Annotated in this window: 17 protein-coding genes; 9 read left to right on the forward strand and 8 right to left on the reverse strand. The window is 60.4% G+C overall.

Translation table 11 applies throughout. The features are described 5' to 3' along the window. Positions 1–47 precede the first annotated feature (47 nt). On the forward strand, positions 48–788 hold the full coding sequence (locus ACR0I7_RS03225) for a GNAT family N-acetyltransferase (RefSeq protein WP_480508370.1): 741 nt from the start codon (positions 48–50) through the stop codon (positions 786–788). A gap of 60 nt (positions 789–848) precedes the next feature. After that, positions 849–2660, forward strand: coding sequence for an ABC-F family ATP-binding cassette domain-containing protein (locus tag ACR0I7_RS03230; protein WP_480508372.1), 1812 nt, complete (start codon positions 849–851; stop codon positions 2658–2660). Between the two features lie 54 nt (positions 2661–2714). Here ACR0I7_RS03230 and ACR0I7_RS03235 read toward each other — a convergent pair whose 3' ends face one another. Together ACR0I7_RS03235 and ACR0I7_RS03240 are read right to left on the reverse strand one after the other, a co-directional pair. After that, complete coding sequence (locus tag ACR0I7_RS03235) at positions 2715–3266, reverse strand: sugar O-acetyltransferase (protein ID WP_480508374.1); 552 nt, start codon at positions 3264–3266, stop codon at positions 2715–2717. A gap of 9 nt (positions 3267–3275) precedes the next feature. Then, positions 3276–4031 (reverse strand): SDR family NAD(P)-dependent oxidoreductase, encoded by a 756-nt coding sequence (locus ACR0I7_RS03240; protein ID WP_480508376.1) that lies wholly within the window; start codon positions 4029–4031, stop codon positions 3276–3278. Between the two features lie 197 nt (positions 4032–4228). Here ACR0I7_RS03240 and ACR0I7_RS03245 point away from each other — a divergent pair, with 197 nt between their 5' ends. Beyond that, positions 4229–5089 carry a hypothetical protein gene (locus ACR0I7_RS03245; RefSeq protein ID WP_480508378.1) on the forward strand — a complete coding sequence of 287 codons (861 nt, stop codon included), beginning with the start codon at positions 4229–4231 and terminating at the stop codon, positions 5087–5089. 70 nt (positions 5090–5159) lie between these two features. Here the strand turns inward: ACR0I7_RS03245 and tyrS are convergent, their stop codons facing one another. The 3 genes from tyrS to ACR0I7_RS03260 form a co-directional block, all read right to left on the reverse strand. Continuing rightward, positions 5160–6407, reverse strand: a complete 1248-nt coding sequence (gene tyrS / locus ACR0I7_RS03250; protein WP_480508380.1) for a tyrosine--tRNA ligase — start codon at positions 6405–6407, stop codon at positions 5160–5162. 145 nt (positions 6408–6552) lie between these two features. Next, positions 6553–7830 (reverse strand): MFS transporter, encoded by a 1278-nt coding sequence (locus ACR0I7_RS03255; RefSeq protein WP_480508382.1) that lies wholly within the window; start codon positions 7828–7830, stop codon positions 6553–6555. Positions 7831–7977: 147 nt separating this feature from the next. After that, positions 7978–8364 (reverse strand): Rid family hydrolase, encoded by a 387-nt coding sequence (locus ACR0I7_RS03260; protein WP_480508384.1) that lies wholly within the window; start codon positions 8362–8364, stop codon positions 7978–7980. A gap of 592 nt (positions 8365–8956) precedes the next feature. Here ACR0I7_RS03260 and ACR0I7_RS03265 point away from each other — a divergent pair. Beyond that, positions 8957–10036, forward strand: coding sequence for an anhydro-N-acetylmuramic acid kinase (locus tag ACR0I7_RS03265; RefSeq protein WP_480509697.1), 1080 nt, complete (start codon positions 8957–8959; stop codon positions 10034–10036). 2 nt (positions 10037–10038) lie between these two features. On the opposite strand, the gene ACR0I7_RS03270 is transcribed toward ACR0I7_RS03265, so the two are convergent. Together ACR0I7_RS03270 and ACR0I7_RS03275 are read right to left on the reverse strand one after the other, a co-directional pair. After that, positions 10039–10926 carry a fatty acid desaturase gene (locus ACR0I7_RS03270; protein WP_480508386.1) on the reverse strand — a complete coding sequence of 296 codons (888 nt, stop codon included), beginning with the start codon at positions 10924–10926 and terminating at the stop codon, positions 10039–10041. Between the two features lie 30 nt (positions 10927–10956). Then, positions 10957–11376 carry a cupin domain-containing protein gene (locus ACR0I7_RS03275; RefSeq protein WP_480508388.1) on the reverse strand — a complete coding sequence of 140 codons (420 nt, stop codon included), beginning with the start codon at positions 11374–11376 and terminating at the stop codon, positions 10957–10959. 88 nt (positions 11377–11464) lie between these two features. Between ACR0I7_RS03275 and ACR0I7_RS03280 the strand changes: the two genes are divergently transcribed. After that, positions 11465–12883, forward strand: a complete 1419-nt coding sequence (locus ACR0I7_RS03280; protein ID WP_480508390.1) for a protein adenylyltransferase SelO — start codon at positions 11465–11467, stop codon at positions 12881–12883. Position 12884: 1 nt separating this feature from the next. Here the strand turns inward: ACR0I7_RS03280 and ACR0I7_RS03285 are convergent, their stop codons facing one another. After that, a complete protein-coding gene (locus ACR0I7_RS03285) occupies positions 12885–13811 on the reverse strand; it encodes an FHA domain-containing protein (protein ID WP_480508392.1) in 927 nt (308 codons plus the stop codon). Positions 13812–14030: 219 nt separating this feature from the next. Here ACR0I7_RS03285 and ACR0I7_RS03290 point away from each other — a divergent pair, with 219 nt between their 5' ends. From ACR0I7_RS03290 to eno, 4 genes are all read left to right on the forward strand, one after another. Then, the gene (locus ACR0I7_RS03290; RefSeq protein WP_480508394.1) at positions 14031–14735 is read left to right on the forward strand and encodes an endonuclease/exonuclease/phosphatase family protein; all 705 of its coding nucleotides are present in this window, start codon (positions 14031–14033) and stop codon (positions 14733–14735) included. Positions 14736–14822: 87 nt separating this feature from the next. Beyond that, a complete protein-coding gene (locus tag ACR0I7_RS03295; RefSeq protein WP_480508396.1) occupies positions 14823–15236 on the forward strand; it encodes a Fur family transcriptional regulator in 414 nt (137 codons plus the stop codon). A 138-nt stretch (positions 15237–15374) separates the two neighbouring features. After that, entirely contained in the window at positions 15375–16259 is an 885-nt protein-coding gene (locus ACR0I7_RS03300; RefSeq protein ID WP_480508397.1) for a DMT family transporter, read from the forward strand. Positions 16260–16404: 145 nt separating this feature from the next. Further along, entirely contained in the window at positions 16405–17679 is a 1275-nt protein-coding gene (gene eno, locus ACR0I7_RS03305; protein ID WP_480508399.1) for a phosphopyruvate hydratase, read from the forward strand. Positions 17680–17683: the final 4 nt, after the last annotated feature.

Below are 17683 nucleotides of genomic sequence, written 5' to 3' on the forward strand. Positions count from 1 at the left end.
ATAGGGACGCAAAGAGAAAGCGGTCAGCAACCTCGGAGGATGCGACCATGGCCAGTACAGTGTTGTTGAGCAAAGGACGCTATCGCGCCCGACTGGCGGCGTCCCCCGAGGATATCGCGGCGGCGCAGGCGCTGCGCACACTGGCCTTTGGTACGCAACAGCCTGACCGGGATGCGTTTGATGATCGCTGCGCGCATATTCTGGTCGAGGATATGGGGGCCGCCGGGCAGCTGGTGTGCTGTTTTCGTATGCTGATGATGCAAAGCGGGGATGAAATAGGTCAAAGCTATTCAGCACAGTTCTATGATCTGTCCGCGCTCAAAGGCTTTGAGGGCCGGATGGTCGAGTTGGGGCGCTTTTGTGTGCATTCCGATTGGTCTGATCCTGATATTCTGCGTGTCGCGTGGGGGGCGATGACCGCTTTTGTGGACCAGAATCAGGTTAAAATGTTGTTTGGATGCTCGTCCTTTGCCGGGGTTGAGACCGACCACTACATCGATGCGTTTGCGATGCTCAAGAAACGCCATCTGGCCCCCAAACGCTGGCTGCCGCGTGTGAAGGCCCCAGATGTCTTTCGCTTTGCTGCAAGGTTGCGGCGGCAACCCGATGCGAAAAAGGCCATGCTACGCATGCCCCCGCTGCTGCGCACCTATCTGATGATGGGGGGCTGGGTCAGCGATCACGCGGTTGTCGACCGGCACATGAACACGCTGCATGTGTTCACCGGGCTGGAGATTGGCGCAATCCCTCCGGCGCGCAAACGTCTGCTACGGGCCGTGGCGGGATGATCTGCGAAAAGGTGGCAGCGGGGCGTTGACGCCTTGTGCGCACCGGTTTAGCTGGCGGGTATGGCGAGAATTCCTTTGTTGCAGATGTCCGGCGTTTCCCTGACCTTTGGGGGCGATCCGGTGTTGTCGGAACTGGACCTTGTGGTTCAGCCGGGTGATCGTGTCGCTTTGGTCGGCCGGAACGGTTCGGGTAAGTCGACGCTGATGAAAGTGATGGCCGGTCTGGTCGAGCCTGATCGGGGTGACATCGTTATTCCGCCTGGAAAATCCGTGGGTTACATGGAGCAAGACCCTGATATGAAAGGGTTTGCAACCTTGGGTGACTATGCCTCAAGCGGGCTGGAGCCCGGTGAGCTGTATAAGGTCGAACGGGCTGGGGAAGGTCTGAAATTCGATCCGTCCCGCGCTGTTGAAACAGCCTCGGGCGGTGAACGCCGACGCGCGGCATTGGCCAAGCTGATGGCCGAGGCACCTGACCTGATGCTGCTGGACGAGCCCACGAACCATCTGGACATCGAGGCGATTGCCTGGCTCGAACGCGAGCTGGGCTCGACCCGTGCGGCCTTTGTTCTGATTTCGCACGACCGGGCATTCTTGCGCGCATTGACGCGCGCCACGTTGTGGGTTGATCGCGGCGAGGTGCGGCGGCAGGAGCAGGGGTTTGAGGCCTTCGAGGGCTGGCGTGACAAAATCTGGGAAGAAGAGGATCAAAAGCGGCACAAGCTGAACCGGCTGATCAAGTCCGAAGCACGCTGGGCAGTCGAAGGTATCAGCGCACGGCGCAAGCGCAATCAGGGCCGGGTGCGCGCGCTGCAGGCGCTCAGGGCCGAACGTGCGTCGCAGATCAAGCGTCAGGATTCCGCCGCTATGTCGTTGGAATCCGGTCCAAAATCAGGGCGCAAAGTGATCGAGGCCAAAGGTCTGTCCAAGGCGTTTGATGGCAAGCCGATTGTGCGAAACTTCGATCTGCTGGTGCAGCGCGGGGATCGTGTTGCCTTTGTCGGCCCAAACGGGGTGGGCAAAACCACGCTGCTGAAAATGCTGTTGGGTCAGACTGCACCGGATGCGGGGGCGGTGACGCTGGGTACCAATCTCGAGGTGGCGTTTTTTGACCAGACCCGCGCGCAGCTGGACCCTGAGATGAGCCTGTGGGACAGCCTGACCGGTGATCCCGAAATGCGGGTCTCGGGCAAGGCGGATCAGGTGATGGTGCGCGGGCAGCCCAAGCATGTCGTGGGCTATCTCAAAGAGTTTCTGTTTGACGATCAGCAGGCAAGAGCGGCTGTTAAGTCCTTGTCTGGCGGGGAAAAAGCGCGATTACTGCTGGCCAAGCTGATGGCGAAATCATCGAACCTTCTGGTGTTGGATGAGCCGACAAACGATCTGGATGTCGAGACGCTGGATCTGTTGCAGGAGCTGCTGGATGACTTTGACGGCACCGTCTTACTGGTCAGCCACGACCGGGATTTTCTTGACCGGGTGGCCACAACAACCATCGCTATGGAGGGCAATGGCAAGGCCACCGTCTATGCGGGCGGTTGGTCGGATTACATCGCGCAGCGCGGCGATGTGGTCGAGAAAAAAGAAGACAAAACAAAGGCCAACAAGCCGAAGATAAAGCAGGAGGCTAAGCCCAAGGCCGGGCTTTCTTTCTCGGAAAAACATCGTTTGGAGAAACTGCCAGACGAAATCGCGCGGCTTGAGGCCGAGATCGCCAAGCTCGAAGAGCTGATGTCCGATCCCGAGCTGTTCACGCGTGAGCCGGTCAAGTTTCAGAAAGCAACCGAAGCGCTGGTTGAACGGCAGGACAAGTTGTCTGCCGCAGAAGAAGAGTGGCTGGTGCTAGAAGAGAAGGCCGAAGCCGCATCTTAGGATTTGTACAATACGCCAGGGGCCGATTGTCTGGTTTGTACAAACTTTCCCAGCCTATGATCCGAGGGTAGCACGGGCCGGATTGCCGACAACTGTGGTGTCGGGCGGCACGTCCTTGGTCACGACACTGCCTGCGCCGATCGTTGCGTGATCACCGATGGTGACACCGGGCAGAAGGATGGCCCCGCCACCGATCCAGACATGCCGGCCAATGGTGACCGGCAGCGCGATTTCGAGCCCTTGCGCGCGTTCCGCAGGATCCTTGGCGTGATGCGCGCAATAGATCTGCACTCCGGGTCCGAACATGGTGTCATCGCCGATGCGCACCGGGCCGGTGTCAAGCACGGTGCAACCGGCGTTGAAATAGACCCGCGCGCCCAGATGAATGTTGATGCCATAGGCGCAATGAAACGGGGCCTCGAGAAAACAGGCCTCTCCCGTTTCGGCAAACAGCGCCTTTAGCTCGGGTGCCATGGCTCCGCGCTGATCTGGGGGACAGTGATTGTGGGCGTGGACGGCGCGCCGGGCCTGTGTGCGCAGTTCATCCAGTTCTGGGGCCAGACAGGTGTACCATTCCCCGGCCCGCATTTTCTGTAACTCGCTCATGGCGAAGAGTTACCGCATTCGCAGCGCGCCGTCGATGCGGATGACCTCGCCGTTGAGATAGCCCATTTCGATAATGAACCCGGCCAGTCGGCCAAATTCACGTGGATCACCCAGCCGGGGCGGGTTGGGGACGTCGGCGGCCAGTTGCTGTTGGACCTCTTCGGGCAGCCCGGCCAGCATGGGTGTCATGAAGATGCCGGGCGCGATGGCCATGACCCGGACACCGCTTGAGGCCAGATCGCGCGCCATGGGCAGGGTCATGCCGACAATCCCGCCTTTGGATGCGGCATAAGCGGTCTGTCCCTTTTGCCCGTCATAAGCGGCGATTGAGGCGGTGTTGATGATCACACCGCGCGCGCCGTCAGGGTCGGGTTCATTTTTGGCCATCGCGGCTGCGGCAAGGCGCGAGACGTTGAAAGTGCCGATCAGGTTGATGTCGATGGTGCGCTGAAAGGCGTCCAGCGGGTGGGGGCCGTCGCGGCCGACGGTCTTGATGCCATATACGATGCCCGCGCAATTCACGACGGCGGTGATTTTGCCCATCTGTTCCTGTGCATCCGCGACGGCCGCAGCCACCGAGGCCTCATCGGTTACATCGGTTTCGACGAAATGCCCGCCTATTTCAGCTGCGACCTGAGCGCCGCGCGTCGCATCCCGGTCCAGAATCGTGACCTTGGCCCCGTTTTCGGCGAAATACCGGGCGGTTGCTTCACCCAGGCCCGAGGCCCCTCCGGTGATCAGGGCAGCGGTGGTGGACAGGTGCATCGCGGTCTCCTCAACGTATCTGAACAGTTGTTCATTTACTATCTGTTAAGGCGTCTGTCCAGCGTCGCAACCTTTTTGGGGCAAGGCGCGTTTCTGAAGGGATCATCAGACGCGCTTCATTTGGGCTTCATGATGGCTCTCCATCTCGGACGCAGAAGTTCCAACGCTGAGGCGTTTGCGCGAAGGAAGGGTAAAAGATGAAAAAGGTAGCGAGATATTCTGTAACTGCGCTGGCTGCGGGGCCATTGGTGGGGGTGTTCATGGTGAGCAGCACGGCTGCGGCACCTGAAACCTGCAACTGGCGCACCGCGCGGGATCTGGCCAATGCGGGCGACTATGCCGGGCTGTGCCATTGCGCGCAGGTCACGCCGAGTTTTCTGGAACGGCTGCAGAGCCGGTCGGATTTTGCCACAACGCTGAATGTGACCGGGCAGCAATGCCCCGGATTGGCAGCGCTGTTGACCGACCTGCCGACCGACACGATCAGTGCAAGCAACCGCGGAGAGGATCGCAGTTCTGATCTGGCACAGCTGAGTGGACCGGGCGGAAGCAGCTCGGGCGGCGGCGGTGATGATGGATCGGGTAGTGGTGGGTCCAGCAGCGGCGGCGGTAGCGGTGGGTCCAGCAGCGGCGGTGGCAGCGGTGGGTCCAGCAGCGGCGGCGGCAGCGGCGGGTCCAGCAGCGGCGGTGGCAGCGGTGGGTCCAGCAGCGGTGGCGGCAGCGGCGGGTCCAGCAGTGGCGGCGGTAGCGGTGGCTCCAGCAGCGGTGGCGGCGACGGCGGTGGTAGCGGTGGCTCCGGCAGTGGCGGCAGCGGTGGCTCGGGCGGTGGTCACGATGGCCCGGGTAAAGGCGGTGGCAAAGGTAACGACGGCCCCGGTAAAGGCGGAGGCAAGGGCGGCGATGGCCCCGGTAACGGCAACGGGAACAATGGCAATTCCGGCAACGGTGGCGGAAACAATGGCGGTTCTGGGCCGGGCACCGGCAATGGCGGCAACAATAACGGTCAGGGCAATGGCTCTGGAAACGGCAAGGGCGGTGACGGTAAAGGCAAACGCTGACCGCAATTGACGGAAACAGAAACGGCCACCTCAGCGGGTGGCCGTTTTTGTATTTAGACTGTCTGTGGGCTTAACCCAACTGCACCAGCGCGTGCCGTTTTTTGCCTGCGCTCAGCTTGATCGGCGAAGACAGCGCGCCCGCGTCGATCATCAGCCCGGCATCGGTCAAGGGGGCGTCATCCAGTTTCGCGCCGTTTTCGGCAATCAGGCGCTTGGCCTCTTTACCGGATTTGGCGAGGCCGGACTTGACGATCACCTGGACGATGGACACAGGCAACTCAGCGTCGCTGAGCGTCAGGGTCGGGAGGTCTCCGCCAATGCCGCCCTTTTCAAAGACCTCACGTGCGGTGGCCTCGGCCGTCGCGGCAGCCTCGGCCCCGTGCAGCAGGGTGGTGACCTCATTGGCGAGGCGGATTTTGGCCTCGTTGATCTCGGACCCTTTCAGTGCGCCCAGCCGGTCACATTCGTCCACCGGCAGTTCGGTGTAGAGCTTGAGGAAACGCCCGACATCGGCGTCCGTGGTATTGCGCCAGAACTGCCAGAATTCGTAGGGCGAGCGCATCTCGGCGTTCAGCCAGACCGCGCCATTCTGCGATTTGCCCATCTTCTTGCCGTCGCTGGTGGTCAGCAGGGGCGAAGTCAGGCCGTAGATCTCGTGGTCCAGCACGCGGCGGGTCAGGTCGATACCGTTGACGATATTGCCCCACTGATCCGAGCCGCCCATTTGCAGAACACAGCCATAGCGGCGATTCAGCTCGAGAAAGTCATAGGCCTGCAGGATCATGTAGTTGAATTCGAGAAAGGACAGCGATTGTTCGCGGTCCAGCCGGGATTTTACGGATTCAAATGACAGCATCCGGTTGACCGAGAAATGTCGCCCGATATCACGCAGGAAATCGAGGTAATTCAGGTCGTCCAGCCACTCGGCATTGTTCAGCATCAGCGCTTTGTTGTCGGCCTCGGTGTCATAATCGATATAGGCCGAGAACACCTTTTTGATGCCCGCGATGTTTTCGTCGATCTGTTCGGGGCCCAGCAGGGGGCGTTCGTCGGCGCGAAACGACGGGTCGCCCACCTTGGTGGTGCCGCCGCCCATCAGGGTGATTGGTTGGTGCCCGGTTTTTTGAAACCAGCGCAGCATCATGATCTGGATCAGGCTGCCCACATGCAACGACTTCGCCGTTGCATCGAACCCGATATAGGCCGGTTTACACCCACTGATCAGCGCGTCGTCAAGGCCCTGATAATCGGTGCAGTCGGCGAGAAAGCCGCGCTCGATCATCGTGGCGATGAAATCCGATTTGGGGTGGTAGGTCATATCGTGCCCTCGGGACTAGTGTTGCGGGGCACTGTATAGGCGGGGGACTTCGCAAGGAAAAGGCACCATTTTCAAAGAATAGAGGCGCAAGGATAAGGCGGCCTGTCGTGCATGTGCATTGGCAGGTTTTGTAAGGATAGATGTGTCAGTCTTTGGCGCCGACGGCGGGCAGGCGGAAGGCATAAAAGATCGCAACCATGTTCAGCAGCGCCAGAACGATGATCGGCGTGACCGGGTCGTGCAGATGCGCAACGGCACCCAGGATCGCAGCAAAGGCGATGCCGATCAGCCCGGCGGCGACATCGCCAAGGGCAACAAGATAGGGGCGTTCTTTTTCCTTTGTCATCTCAATGAGATAGAGGTAGCGACCATAGATCACCCCGTTGCCGCCCAGCGACAGCAGCAGGATCACCAGCGCGTAGACCAAGACATTGTCGGCATAGCCCAGCAGCGTGCAGGTCAGCGCCATGACGGCCGACAAGGTCGAGATCAGGCAGCCCAGCCACATCACCGGTTTGACGGAAATCCGACCACTGAGCCAGCCCCACAGGACTGATCCGATCACCACCCCGCCGCTGGCGGCGATCACAAAATAGCTGAGCGAGTGTTTCGTGCCGACATGATAAGTAGCGGCGTGTATCGTGTAAAAGGGCATCGCCAGCTCGACCGAGACAAAGATCAGCCGAGCGACAATGAACTTGCGATACCAGCGATAGGCCATGCCGGTTTTGAACCCGGTCACCAGTTCAGCCATCGGTTTGGGCGTTTTGCTGGGTTCGGGGCTGAGGGCCTGTTCCTGTTCGATGATGCGCACGGCGGCAAAGCTGATCCCGGCGGCAAACATCGCTGCCACGCCGCACCACATGACCACGATATGGCGCTGCATCGGCTGGTCCGAGACCAGCAGGTCCTTGGTCAGCCAGACAACGGCGATGGCAAGGACACCCGAAATGGTCGCCTGCGCAAACACCATGCGGTTGCGCTTGTGCTCGGGCACGGACACGCCGTAGATCTGGCTGGTGCCGAGGCTGGTGATGCCCTGACACAGCCCCATGATAATCGAGGTGGCTAGAAACAGCAGTACGACCAACAGTTGCGGCAGATCAGTGGCAAAGAGCGCGACCAAGGCCAGGGTCGCGCCGGTGAGCAGGTTCGGCACATATACGGCCAACTTGGCCCGCGTTACCCGGTTGATGAAGGGCGAGACAAAAATCTCGGCAATCAGGCGTGCGCCGGTCACGAAAGGCAGCAGGAGTCCGGCGATAAAGGTTGGGGCCCCGAGAGCGAGATAGAGAAACGGCAGCACCAGCCGTGGATTGACCAGCTGATTACCGATCGTCGCCAGCGCGCCAGACCAGAAGATCAGCTGATAATCGCGCCCTTCGCCCGGAGGCGTTGATCTGGATGTTTCGGTCTGTGGCATTGTGGAGTGCTGCGGCCCTGTGCCTGTGTAAGCGCGATCTTGTGACACCGGTCACTGCGGCCCATCATACACTTTTTGCTCAAACGTCAAGGATTTCTGGCTCAATGCCGGTTTTGCGGCGCATAGTTAGCTTTCGCCAATGGCTGCTTACCTATGCGCAACCACGCGTAATTCTACCAGGACGCCTTCTGAGGCGAAACCCGCGACCTCTATTGCTGTCCAAGCTGGATAAGGTTCACACATCCGTTCCGCCCAAATCGCCTTGAATGTTTTCAGATGATCTTTCAGTCCGATATGATAGCTTGTCACCTCCACAACGTGGCGAGCATCCATTGCTCCTTCGCTTAAGACACTGAAAACTTGGTCGAAGGCAGTATTGATTTGCGTTGCTGCATCAGGAGAGGTCACACCGTCCAAGCCTGCTCCGTTAAACCCTGTCAGAAAGACGAAACCATCGACTTCAGAACCCGGTGCCATCTTCCAGCTCCGATAGAGAGCTGTCATGTCTTTGGGTATGATTGCTCGTTTTGCCACGCACTACACCTTTCGAAGGAGACAACTGACTTAAAGCGGAGATTAGCTGCATCGCGGTAGGCTGTCACACTGGGCTCACAACCGTCACCCAAATGTCTTATGAGTGCATATCTTTGCAACCGGTAGGAGTTGAAATCCGCGCGCTCATTCATAGTTGAGAGGGATGCTTTTTATGTTCTTGATATCTTTTGCATGTGGGCTTTGGTGCTTCCGAACGGCTCGGACTAAGAACCTGAATACGCGCTTACATACCTTGATTGGTGTGCTGTTGGGTCCGCTTGGCATGATGTGTACCGTCCTGACCGAACGCAAAGCCCCGGCCTGATGGCCTGACCCCAAAAGCACGGCTGTATCTGCTGGCTGGTTCGCGCGCGCCGAAGTGGCGCGTGTGTGGAACCTGAGTATCTTTGCACAAAAAACACCTATGCGTGTCTTCATCCGTCTTGCCAGCAGTTGGACAGAGGGGGCAGTGTAGGCGCACAGCAAGATGAGAAGCAGGGAGGCTTTGGCCAACCCGGCGGGTTTGCAGGCAGGAGAGATGACCGTGAGGCGAAACATCAAGGGTGGCGGGGCACTCAGAGCGCTGGGGGCGATGTCGGGAACCTCGCTGGATGGCGTGGACGCGGCGGTGGTCGAGACCGACGGGCAGGTGATCACTGGTTTTGGCAAGACGCGGTACCGGGCCTATTCCGAAAGCGAACGTGCGGTATTGCGGGATGCGCTGGGCCAATGGCACGGGGTCGGGGTCGAGCATGCCGGGGAACTGGTCACCCATGCCCATGCGGATGTGTTGTCTGAGTTCGAGGATGTTGACCTGATCGGATTTCACGGTCAGACGCTGGCGCATGAGCCACGCGGGCGTGGCACGTTGCAGGTGGGCGATGGCGTTGGCCTGTCGCAGGCGCTGGGTCTGCCGGTGGTTTGGGACTTTCGCAGCGATGATGTGGCCATGGGGGGCGAGGGCGCTCCGCTGGCGCCGTTTTTTCATTTTGCCTGTGCCAAGTGGATCGGGGCCGAAGCGCCGGTTTGTTTTCTGAATTTGGGCGGGGTCGGCAATCTGACCTATGTGGACCCGTCTTTTGATGCGCCTGAGGCTCCGGGTGCGTTGCTGGCCTTTGATACAGGGCCGGCCAATGCGCCGGTGGATGACCTGATGCAGGCGCGTCTGGGGCTGCCGATGGATCGCGACGGGGCCATCGCGCGTAATGGCACGGTTGAGACTGGTGCGCTAGAGCTGTTTCTGGCCGAGCCGTATTTCTCACGGATGCCGCCCAAGTCGCTGGACCGCAACGATTTCGCCGAGATGATCCATTTGGTGCAAGAGCTGTGCGATGCGGATGCAGTGGCTACGCTGACGGGCATGTGTGCGGCAGGTGTGGTGCAGGGTATGGAACATTGCCCCAAACCGCCGGAACGCTTGCTGGTGACGGGTGGGGGGCGCCACAACCCGGTGCTGATGGAAATGCTGCGGGTTGCGCTGGACTGCCCGGTCGAGCCGGTCGAGGCGGTTGGTCTGGACGGCGACATGCTGGAGGCGCAAGCCTTTGCCTATCTCGCGGTGCGTGTGGCGCGCGGGATGCCGACCTCTTGCCCCGGCACGACGGGCGTTCAGGCGCTGGTGGGCGGTGGGATCGTGTCGGCCCCCGCGCGTGGCGTATTGGCCGAAGGCTGATTCTAGGTGAGGCTGCGCATATAGTCGGCGCTGAATTGGCTGTAGCCGTCTGAGGTGGATTTCAGGTGCTGCTGCGTCCAATCGTGGAACGCGGGTAGCTGGTGGAACGGCACGTTTGGAAAGGCGTGATGTTCTGCATGGTAGGGCATGTTCCAGGCGACAAAGCGGATCAGGCGGTTCGTGAATGTGGTGCGCGAGTTTTCCAGCATATTGGCCACCGGCGGGCACAGGCCGTGTTCGGCCAGCAGGTAGACGCGCAGCACAGGCTGGGCGATCAGGACTGGCAGCAGCCAGACCCAGAGAATTGTGAGGGTGTAGAACAGGCTGATCGCAACCAGTGTGTAAAGCACGAGCAGCAGGCGCGCCTCAACCCGCATTGCCCGGTGGCGGCGCGCGGGCAGGTAAGGCGCATCGATGCGGCCAAGGGCATTTGTGATCAGCACCCGGGCCATGCCGGTCCAATAGACCCAGCCGCTGAGATAGATCAGCAGGCTGGGCCAGCTGTCCGGTCTGGGTTTGCCCGCGAGTTCGGGGTCGCGCAGAGGATCGTTGGTCCATTTGTGATGGGCAAGGTGGAAGTAGCGAAACCAGACAAAGGGCAGCGCAATAGGCAGCGCGATCAGGTGTCCGACAGCGTCGTTCAGCCAGCCGGTTCGGAACGGTGTTTTATGGGTACATTCATGACTTAGCGTGAAGAAGAAAACCAGCAGGATACCTTGGGGCAGCATCAGCAGTGGCCAGAGCGGGATTTGCGCAATGATACCAGTACTGGTGACAGCCAAAGCGCACAGATAGAGGACCAGATGCCCGAGACCGCTCAGGTCCGAGCGGCGCTGAAGTTTGTCTCTGATGTCGGGCGGAAGGGCCGCTGTCAGGGTGCGATGATCCATAGGATGACTTTATCGGCAAGCCGGAACGGATCAAGCCTGCGGGATGTCAAAGCCGGGCGCGGCAAGCTCGAACCCGTCAAACTCAAAACCGGGTGAAACGGTGCAACTGACCAGCGTATAGGCCCCCGTGCTGCGCGCGGCTTGCCAGTGGTTCTGCGGGACGATCAGTTGCGGCGCACCCTGAAAGAGGTCGGGCGACAGCAGGTGGTCCGTGGCGGGCCCCTGATCGGTTGCGCTGAGCGACAGGATCAGCGGCGCGCCTGAATGGTAGAGCCAGATTTCGGTGGCGTCGACCCGGTGCCAGTGGCTGCTCTCACCTTCTTGCAGAAGGAAATAGATACAGGTGCCGGTGGCGCGGCCCGCATTGTCCGCGCGCCATGTTTCCCTGAACCAGCCGCCTTCGGGGTGGCGTTGCAGGTTGAGGTGATCGATGATGTCTCGCGCGGTCATGGGCATCCTCTTTGGTATCCGGGGTGATTATGCATGCAGTCATGCGATCTGCTATGGCAATTGTGGTTTCCGGCCATATGTTTGCGTCATGACGCTGAATATCCCCTTTGACAACACCTATGCCCGCCTGCCGGACGCGTTCTATGCACGGCAAGCGCCCGAGCCGGTACGGGCGCCGCATCTAATCGCCTTCAACACTGCACTGGCGGAGGTCCTTCAGATCTCGGCCGGGGATGTGCAAGAGATGGCTGACGCCTTTGCCGGGAATGTGGTGCCAGAAGGGGCTGAGCCGCTGGCGCAGCTGTATTCCGGGCATCAGTTTGGCAACTATAATCCGCAGCTGGGCGATGGGCGTGCCGTATTGCTGGGGGAAACGGTGGGGACGGATGGTCTGCGCCGGGACATTCAGCTCAAGGGCTCGGGGCGGACGCCGTTTTCCCGACGGGGGGATGGCCGCGCATGGCTGGGGCCGGTGCTGCGTGAATATGTGGTGTCCGAGGCGATGCATGCGCTGGGCATTCCCACCACACGGGCGCTGGCGGCTGTTGAAACCGGCGAGGTTGTGCTGCGCGAGGGGCCGATGCCAGGTGCGGTGCTGACGCGGGTTGCTCGAAGCCATCTGCGCGTTGGCACGTTTCAGGTTTTTGCCGCGCGCGGTCAGTTGGGCAGTTTGCGGGAACTGACCAACTATGCCATTGTCCGCCACTACCCGGACGCGCAGGGTCCCATGGAGCTGTTACGGGCGGTGCGGGATGCGCAGGCGCGGCTGATTGCGGGGTGGATGAGTGTCGGCTTTATCCATGGGGTGATGAACACCGACAATTGCGCGATCTCGGGCGAGACCATCGATTACGGTCCCTGCGCCTTTATGGACAGCTATCACCCCAATACAGTCTTCAGTTCGATCGACCACATGGGGCGCTATGCCTATTCCAGTCAACCCGACATCGTTGTTTGGAACATGGCGCAGTTGGCCACAGCATTGATACAGCAGGTCGAGGATAGGGAAGCCGCCGTAGAAGAGGCGACCGAGATCGTTCACGCCATGCCCGTGCTTTTGCAAGAGAACTGGCTGGCGCGGTTCCGCGCCAAGATCGGTCTAGCGACCGCGGAAGAGGGCGATCTGCAACTGATCTCGGATCTGCTGACGCGGATGGCGCAGAATCAGGCAGATTTCACCAACACGTTCCGGGCTTTGGGGAATGATACGGCGCGGGATCAGTTCACCGATCCAACCGCCTATGACAGTTGGGCCGAGGGCTGGCGCGCGCGTCTGGAGCGTGAAGAGGACCCGCATCGCGTGATGGCGGCGTCCAACCCGGCCTTCATTCCGCGCAACCACCGGGTCGAGCAGATGATCAAGGCGGCGGTTGACGGGGATTACGCGCCGTTCCACCGGCTCAATACGGTTTTGGCGCGACCCTTCCAGGATCAGCCAGAGCATATCGACCTGACCCGCCCGCCATCAGAGGGCGAAACGGTTCATGCAACCTTTTGCGGGACGTAGGTTAAGAGGCGCGCAGATTGGCATCGCGGCGCAGCGCGTCGCGATGTCTGAGTACCTCAAACTGCAGATGGGCTTCTGAGCTGTCCAAGGGCATGGTCGGAGAGATCACGCCACTGTCGGCCAGCATGACGCTTTCGCGTTTCAGGTGGATTTCCCGACCGGCATCCGACTTCACATAGGTCCCTGAAGTGCTGCGATCTGCTAGGGTCAGCTTGCCTGCCTTCATGCTGATTACGGCGTGAAAACGTGACACCCAGGGTTGGGGCAGAACCACGTCGCAATCTGGGGCGCGGCCTATGGTCAGCTCGCCGTTATTGCGGCAATGCCAGGTGCGGTCTTCATGCCGCAACAGCAAGGTCAGGGTTTCGCCATGATACAGCTGCTCCTGTCGCCGGCCGAATTGCAGGGGCAGGCGGGTCTGCAGGCTGGCCCCTGAGGTTGGGCTGATCAGGGAATAGGCCATGAACGGGTCGGTGATCCCTTTTAGGCGCAGCAGGCCGATGGGTTTCAGCAATTGCTGATGGGCAGGGTCGAGCATCTTGAACACGCCCTCGCTGATGCAGGCCTCGCCCGGATTGGCGGCGCTTGCTAGTCGCGCGGTAACGTTGACCGCCTCGCCGTAGATGCCTTTTTCCGCAATCACGATCGGGCCGCAGTGAATGCCGACATGCACCGACAGCACCGCATCTTCGGGTGGGTCGATCAGTTGCAGCGACGCCATCAGCGCCGCATCGGGATCGTCGAAGTAACTGAGGACATCGTCCCCCTTTTGCCCGACCGGAATGCCGCCATGGGCCAGCAGCACGTTTCTGAGCCTGTCGATCTCTTGTTGGATCAGCAGCTGGGCCTCATTCTCTCCGACAGCTTTGTAGAGCGATGTGCTCTCCGAGATATCGGCGATGATCATCGTGGCGAATTTGGTGCTCAAGAAATGTGATCCCTGGTTACGCGTGCAAATACAGTTTAACAATGGCGGGCAGCCTGTACATAGCTTTGAAATAGCCTAATGATTGCAGCCAGGTACAGCCCTCATTCATTAAGAATTTGTGGCGGTCATTCGCGAATGTGATCCCAACGCGGGTGAGTTTTGTGTTGCGCCGGGGGATGGCCGTGGCACTGTGAGGGTTCAGATTTACTACGGTTTGCCATGACATTGCCCGCCACTCTGCGCCTTGCCAGCTATAACATTCAAAAATGTGTCGGGCTGGATTTCCGCCGTCAGCCGCAGCGTATCCTGCAGGTGCTGGACGGGCTGGGTGCTGAAATTGTCGTGTTGCAGGAGGCCGACAAGCGGTTGCCGCCGCGGCCCGCCGCCTTGCCGCATTTCATGCTGGAGGAGTCCGGCTGGCAGGTTGTTGATCTGGGTGGCGCGGGCAGCTTGGGCTGGCACGGCAACGCAGTGATCTGGCGGGGCGAGGGGATCGCGGTGCGCCAGACCGGCCATCACGATCTGCCCGGTTTTGAGCCACGCGGGGCGGTGCGGGTCGAGTTCGACACGCGGATCGGGCCTTTGCGGGTGATGGGGATGCATCTGGGGCTGCTGCCTGCTTCGCGGCGCAGGCAGATCACCCATATTCGCCAATGCGATTCTGATCTGCACCAGATGCCCACGGTCTGGGCGGGCGATTTCAACGAATGGTCACGGCAGCCCGTGTTGGACAATCTGGCCCCGGATATGCAGTTTCTGCCGCCGGTGCCCAGTTTTCCTGCTGCGCAACCGCTGGGCGCGCTGGATCGGATCGCGCTGGGCGGCGGGTTGCGGGCCAAGGCCCATGGCGCGCATGGCGCGCGGCCCGCCCATATCGCATCCGATCATCTGCCGGTCTGGGTCGACCTGCAACCCGCTGCCTGATTGGCCGGGACAGAATGCGCAATTCCCCGGTGGCGCGTGGGATATATACGTACTAAGACAGAATCCCACGCCAGTCTGAGGGGTCTTATGTCAGATACGATCATCGCCCGTTGCGAAAATAAGGGACTGCGCATGACCGGTCAGCGCCGGATCATCGCCAAAGTCCTGCAGGAAAGCGCGGACCATCCGGATGTCGAAGAGCTGTATGCCCGCGCCTCGGCCATTGATTCGGGTATCTCGATCGCGACGGTGTATCGTACGGTAAAGCTGTTCGAAGAGGCCGGAATTCTGGAGCGGCTGGAGTTCGGAGACGGCCGCGCGCGCTATGAAGACGCAGAGCGGGATCACCATGATCACCTCATCGATATGCAATCGGGTCAGGTGATCGAGTTTGTTGATCCAGAGATCGAAGCCCTGCAGGAAAAGATCGCCGCCAAGCTGGGATACAAGCTCAAAGGGCACCGGCTGGAGCTGTATGGCGTGCCGCTGGAGCAGGACTGACCTATCACGGTTTGCGATTGGTCGCCTCACATCTCTTCATCGAATATGACGCGAAGTGGCTTGTCAGGTCGCGGGACATGCGGTTCGGTGCATGACTAAAGCGGGCGCTTTGGCCCATTCCTTTTAACGGACGTCGCGATGAATAACGTAAACGGCATTTTGCTGGTCATAGGGGCCATGTTGGCCTTTGCGCTTGAGGATATGTTCATCAAGCACCTGTCGGTCAGTGTGTCGATCGGGCAGATCATGGTCGTTTTGGGCGTGATCTGCGGGTTGATGTTTGCGGTGATGTCGGTGGCGATGCGCAAGCGTATCTTCGATCCGCTGGCCTGGCGGCCCATGCTGTTGGTGCGCGCCGGGGCCGAGGCGGTGGGCGCGCTGGCCTTTGTGACCGCCTTGTCGATGATTGACCTGTCTACGGTTGCGGCGGTGTTTCAGGCCCTGCCTCTGGTGGTGACCATGGGAGCCGCGCTGTTTCTGGGTGAGCAGGTAGGTTGGCGACGCTGGAGCGCGATTGGCGTAGGTTTTGTCGGCGTTCTGATGATCATCCGACCGGGGCTGGAAGGGTTCCAGCCCGAGTCGCTGTTTGTGGTGATCTCGGTCGTTGCGGTTGCCGCGCGGGACTTGATCACCCGCCGGGTGGACAGCCGCGTGGCCTCGTCCGTGGTGGCGATGCAGGCCTATATCGCCGTCACACTGTCGGGCGTTGTGACGATGGTGATCTCGGCACAGCCCGTTGCGCCGCTTCAGACCGCCCAGATCGGCCCGTATCTGGGCGCCATCGGATTCAGCGTGCTGGGCTATTACGGCATCGTCACCGCCATGCGGATTGGTGAGGCCTCGGCCCTGACGCCGTTCAGATACACACGGCTGGTGTTCTCGATCACCGCCGGGATGCTGATGTTTGGCGAGCGGCCCGACGCGATGACGCTGGCAGGTGCTGCGCTGATCATCAGCTCGGGCATGTATGCGTTTCTGCGTGAACGACGTCTGGCCAGCGCGATGCAGGCCGCAGCCCATTGACTGATCGTCGCACGTTGGCGCAAACAGGGGCGTGTTAGCCCTAAAGGTCGGTAAATATACGTGTTAGCGATAACAGGGCCGGTTTACTTTTCGCCGGTTGCTGTTATGAGGCGTGCAACGGATTTCAGCCACAGGGACGGGCCTCATGAGCACCATCATCGACATCCACGCACGCGAGATTCTGGACAGCCGGGGCAACCCGACGGTCGAGGTGGACGTGATTCTGGAAGACGGCACCATGGGCCGCGCCGCCGTGCCCTCGGGCGCGTCGACCGGAGCCTATGAGGCGGTGGAAAAGCGCGACGGTGACAAGGCGCGTTACATGGGCAAGGGCGTGCTGGAGGCGGTTGCGGCCGTCAACGGCGAGATCGCCGAAGAACTGGTGGGCTTTGACGCGACCGAGCAGGTGGCCATCGATCAGGCGATGATCGAGCTGGACGGGACCGAGAACAAGGGCCGTCTGGGCGCGAATGCCATTCTGGGTGTTTCGCTGGCAACCGCAAAGGCGGCGGCGGATTTCACTACGCAGCCTTTGTATCGCTATGTGGGCGGCACCTCGGCCCGCGTTCTGCCGGTGCCGATGATGAACATCATCAATGGCGGCGAACACGCCGACAACCCGATCGACATTCAGGAATTCATGATCATGCCGGTCTCAGCCGCGAATATCCGCGAGGCGGTGCGCATGGGGTCGGAAGTGTTCCACACGTTGAAAAAAGAGTTGTCGGGCGCAGGTCTGGCCACTGGCGTGGGCGACGAGGGTGGCTTTGCTCCCAATATCGCCAGCACCCGCGAAGCTTTGGATTTCATCCTGAAGTCCATCGAAAAAGCCGGTTACAAGCCGGGTGAGGAAATCCATCTGGCGCTCGATTGCGCGGCGACCGAATACTACAAAGACGGCAAATACGTTTTGTCGGGCGAGGGCAAAAGCCTGAACTCGGAAGAGAATGCCGATTATCTGGCGGCGCTGGTCAATGACTATCCGATCATCTCAATCGAAGACGGCATGTCCGAGGATGACTGGGACGGCTGGAAAGCCCTGACCGATGCCATTGGCGACAAGGTGCAGCTGGTGGGCGACGACCTGTTCGTGACCAACCCGGCGCGTCTGGCCGAAGGGATCGAACGGGGCTGTGCCAACTCAATGCTGGTCAAGGTGAACCAGATCGGGTCACTCACTGAGACCCTGCGCGCCGTCGATATGGCCCACCGCGCGCGGTATACCAACGTGATGTCGCACCGCTCGGGCGAGACCGAGGACGCCACAATTGCTGATCTGGCGGTAGCGACCAATTGCGGTCAGATCAAAACCGGCTCGCTGGCGCGGTCGGACCGGTTGGCCAAGTATAACCAACTGATCCGCATTGAAGAATCGCTGGGTGAGGTTGCAGAATATGCCGGGGCGTCGATCCTGAAGTAAGATC

The sequence above is a fragment of the Ruegeria sp. AM1 genome, from assembly GCF_056540745.1.

Bases quoted from the DNA above. Each gene is read 5' to 3' on its own strand.
- ACR0I7_RS03225 (WP_480508370.1), top strand. From the start codon at position 48: ATGGCCAGTACAGTGTTGTTGAGCAAAGGACGCTATCGCGCCCGACTG.
- ACR0I7_RS03230 (WP_480508372.1), top strand. From the start codon at position 849: ATGGCGAGAATTCCTTTGTTGCAGATGTCCGGCGTTTCCCTGACCTTT.
- ACR0I7_RS03235 (WP_480508374.1), bottom strand. From the start codon at position 3,266: ATGAGCGAGTTACAGAAAATGCGGGCCGGGGAATGGTACACCTGTCTG.
- ACR0I7_RS03240 (WP_480508376.1), bottom strand. From the start codon at position 4,031: ATGCACCTGTCCACCACCGCTGCCCTGATCACCGGAGGGGCCTCGGGC.
- ACR0I7_RS03245 (WP_480508378.1), top strand. From the start codon at position 4,229: ATGAAAAAGGTAGCGAGATATTCTGTAACTGCGCTGGCTGCGGGGCCA.
- tyrS (WP_480508380.1), bottom strand. From the start codon at position 6,407: ATGACCTACCACCCCAAATCGGATTTCATCGCCACGATGATCGAGCGC.
- ACR0I7_RS03255 (WP_480508382.1), bottom strand. From the start codon at position 7,830: ATGCCACAGACCGAAACATCCAGATCAACGCCTCCGGGCGAAGGGCGC.
- ACR0I7_RS03265 (WP_480509697.1), top strand. From the start codon at position 8,957: ATGTCGGGAACCTCGCTGGATGGCGTGGACGCGGCGGTGGTCGAGACC.
- ACR0I7_RS03270 (WP_480508386.1), bottom strand. From the start codon at position 10,926: ATGGATCATCGCACCCTGACAGCGGCCCTTCCGCCCGACATCAGAGAC.
- ACR0I7_RS03275 (WP_480508388.1), bottom strand. From the start codon at position 11,376: ATGACCGCGCGAGACATCATCGATCACCTCAACCTGCAACGCCACCCC.
- ACR0I7_RS03280 (WP_480508390.1), top strand. From the start codon at position 11,465: ATGACGCTGAATATCCCCTTTGACAACACCTATGCCCGCCTGCCGGAC.
- ACR0I7_RS03290 (WP_480508394.1), top strand. From the start codon at position 14,031: ATGACATTGCCCGCCACTCTGCGCCTTGCCAGCTATAACATTCAAAAA.
- ACR0I7_RS03295 (WP_480508396.1), top strand. From the start codon at position 14,823: ATGTCAGATACGATCATCGCCCGTTGCGAAAATAAGGGACTGCGCATG.
- ACR0I7_RS03300 (WP_480508397.1), top strand. From the start codon at position 15,375: ATGAATAACGTAAACGGCATTTTGCTGGTCATAGGGGCCATGTTGGCC.
- eno (WP_480508399.1), top strand. From the start codon at position 16,405: ATGAGCACCATCATCGACATCCACGCACGCGAGATTCTGGACAGCCGG.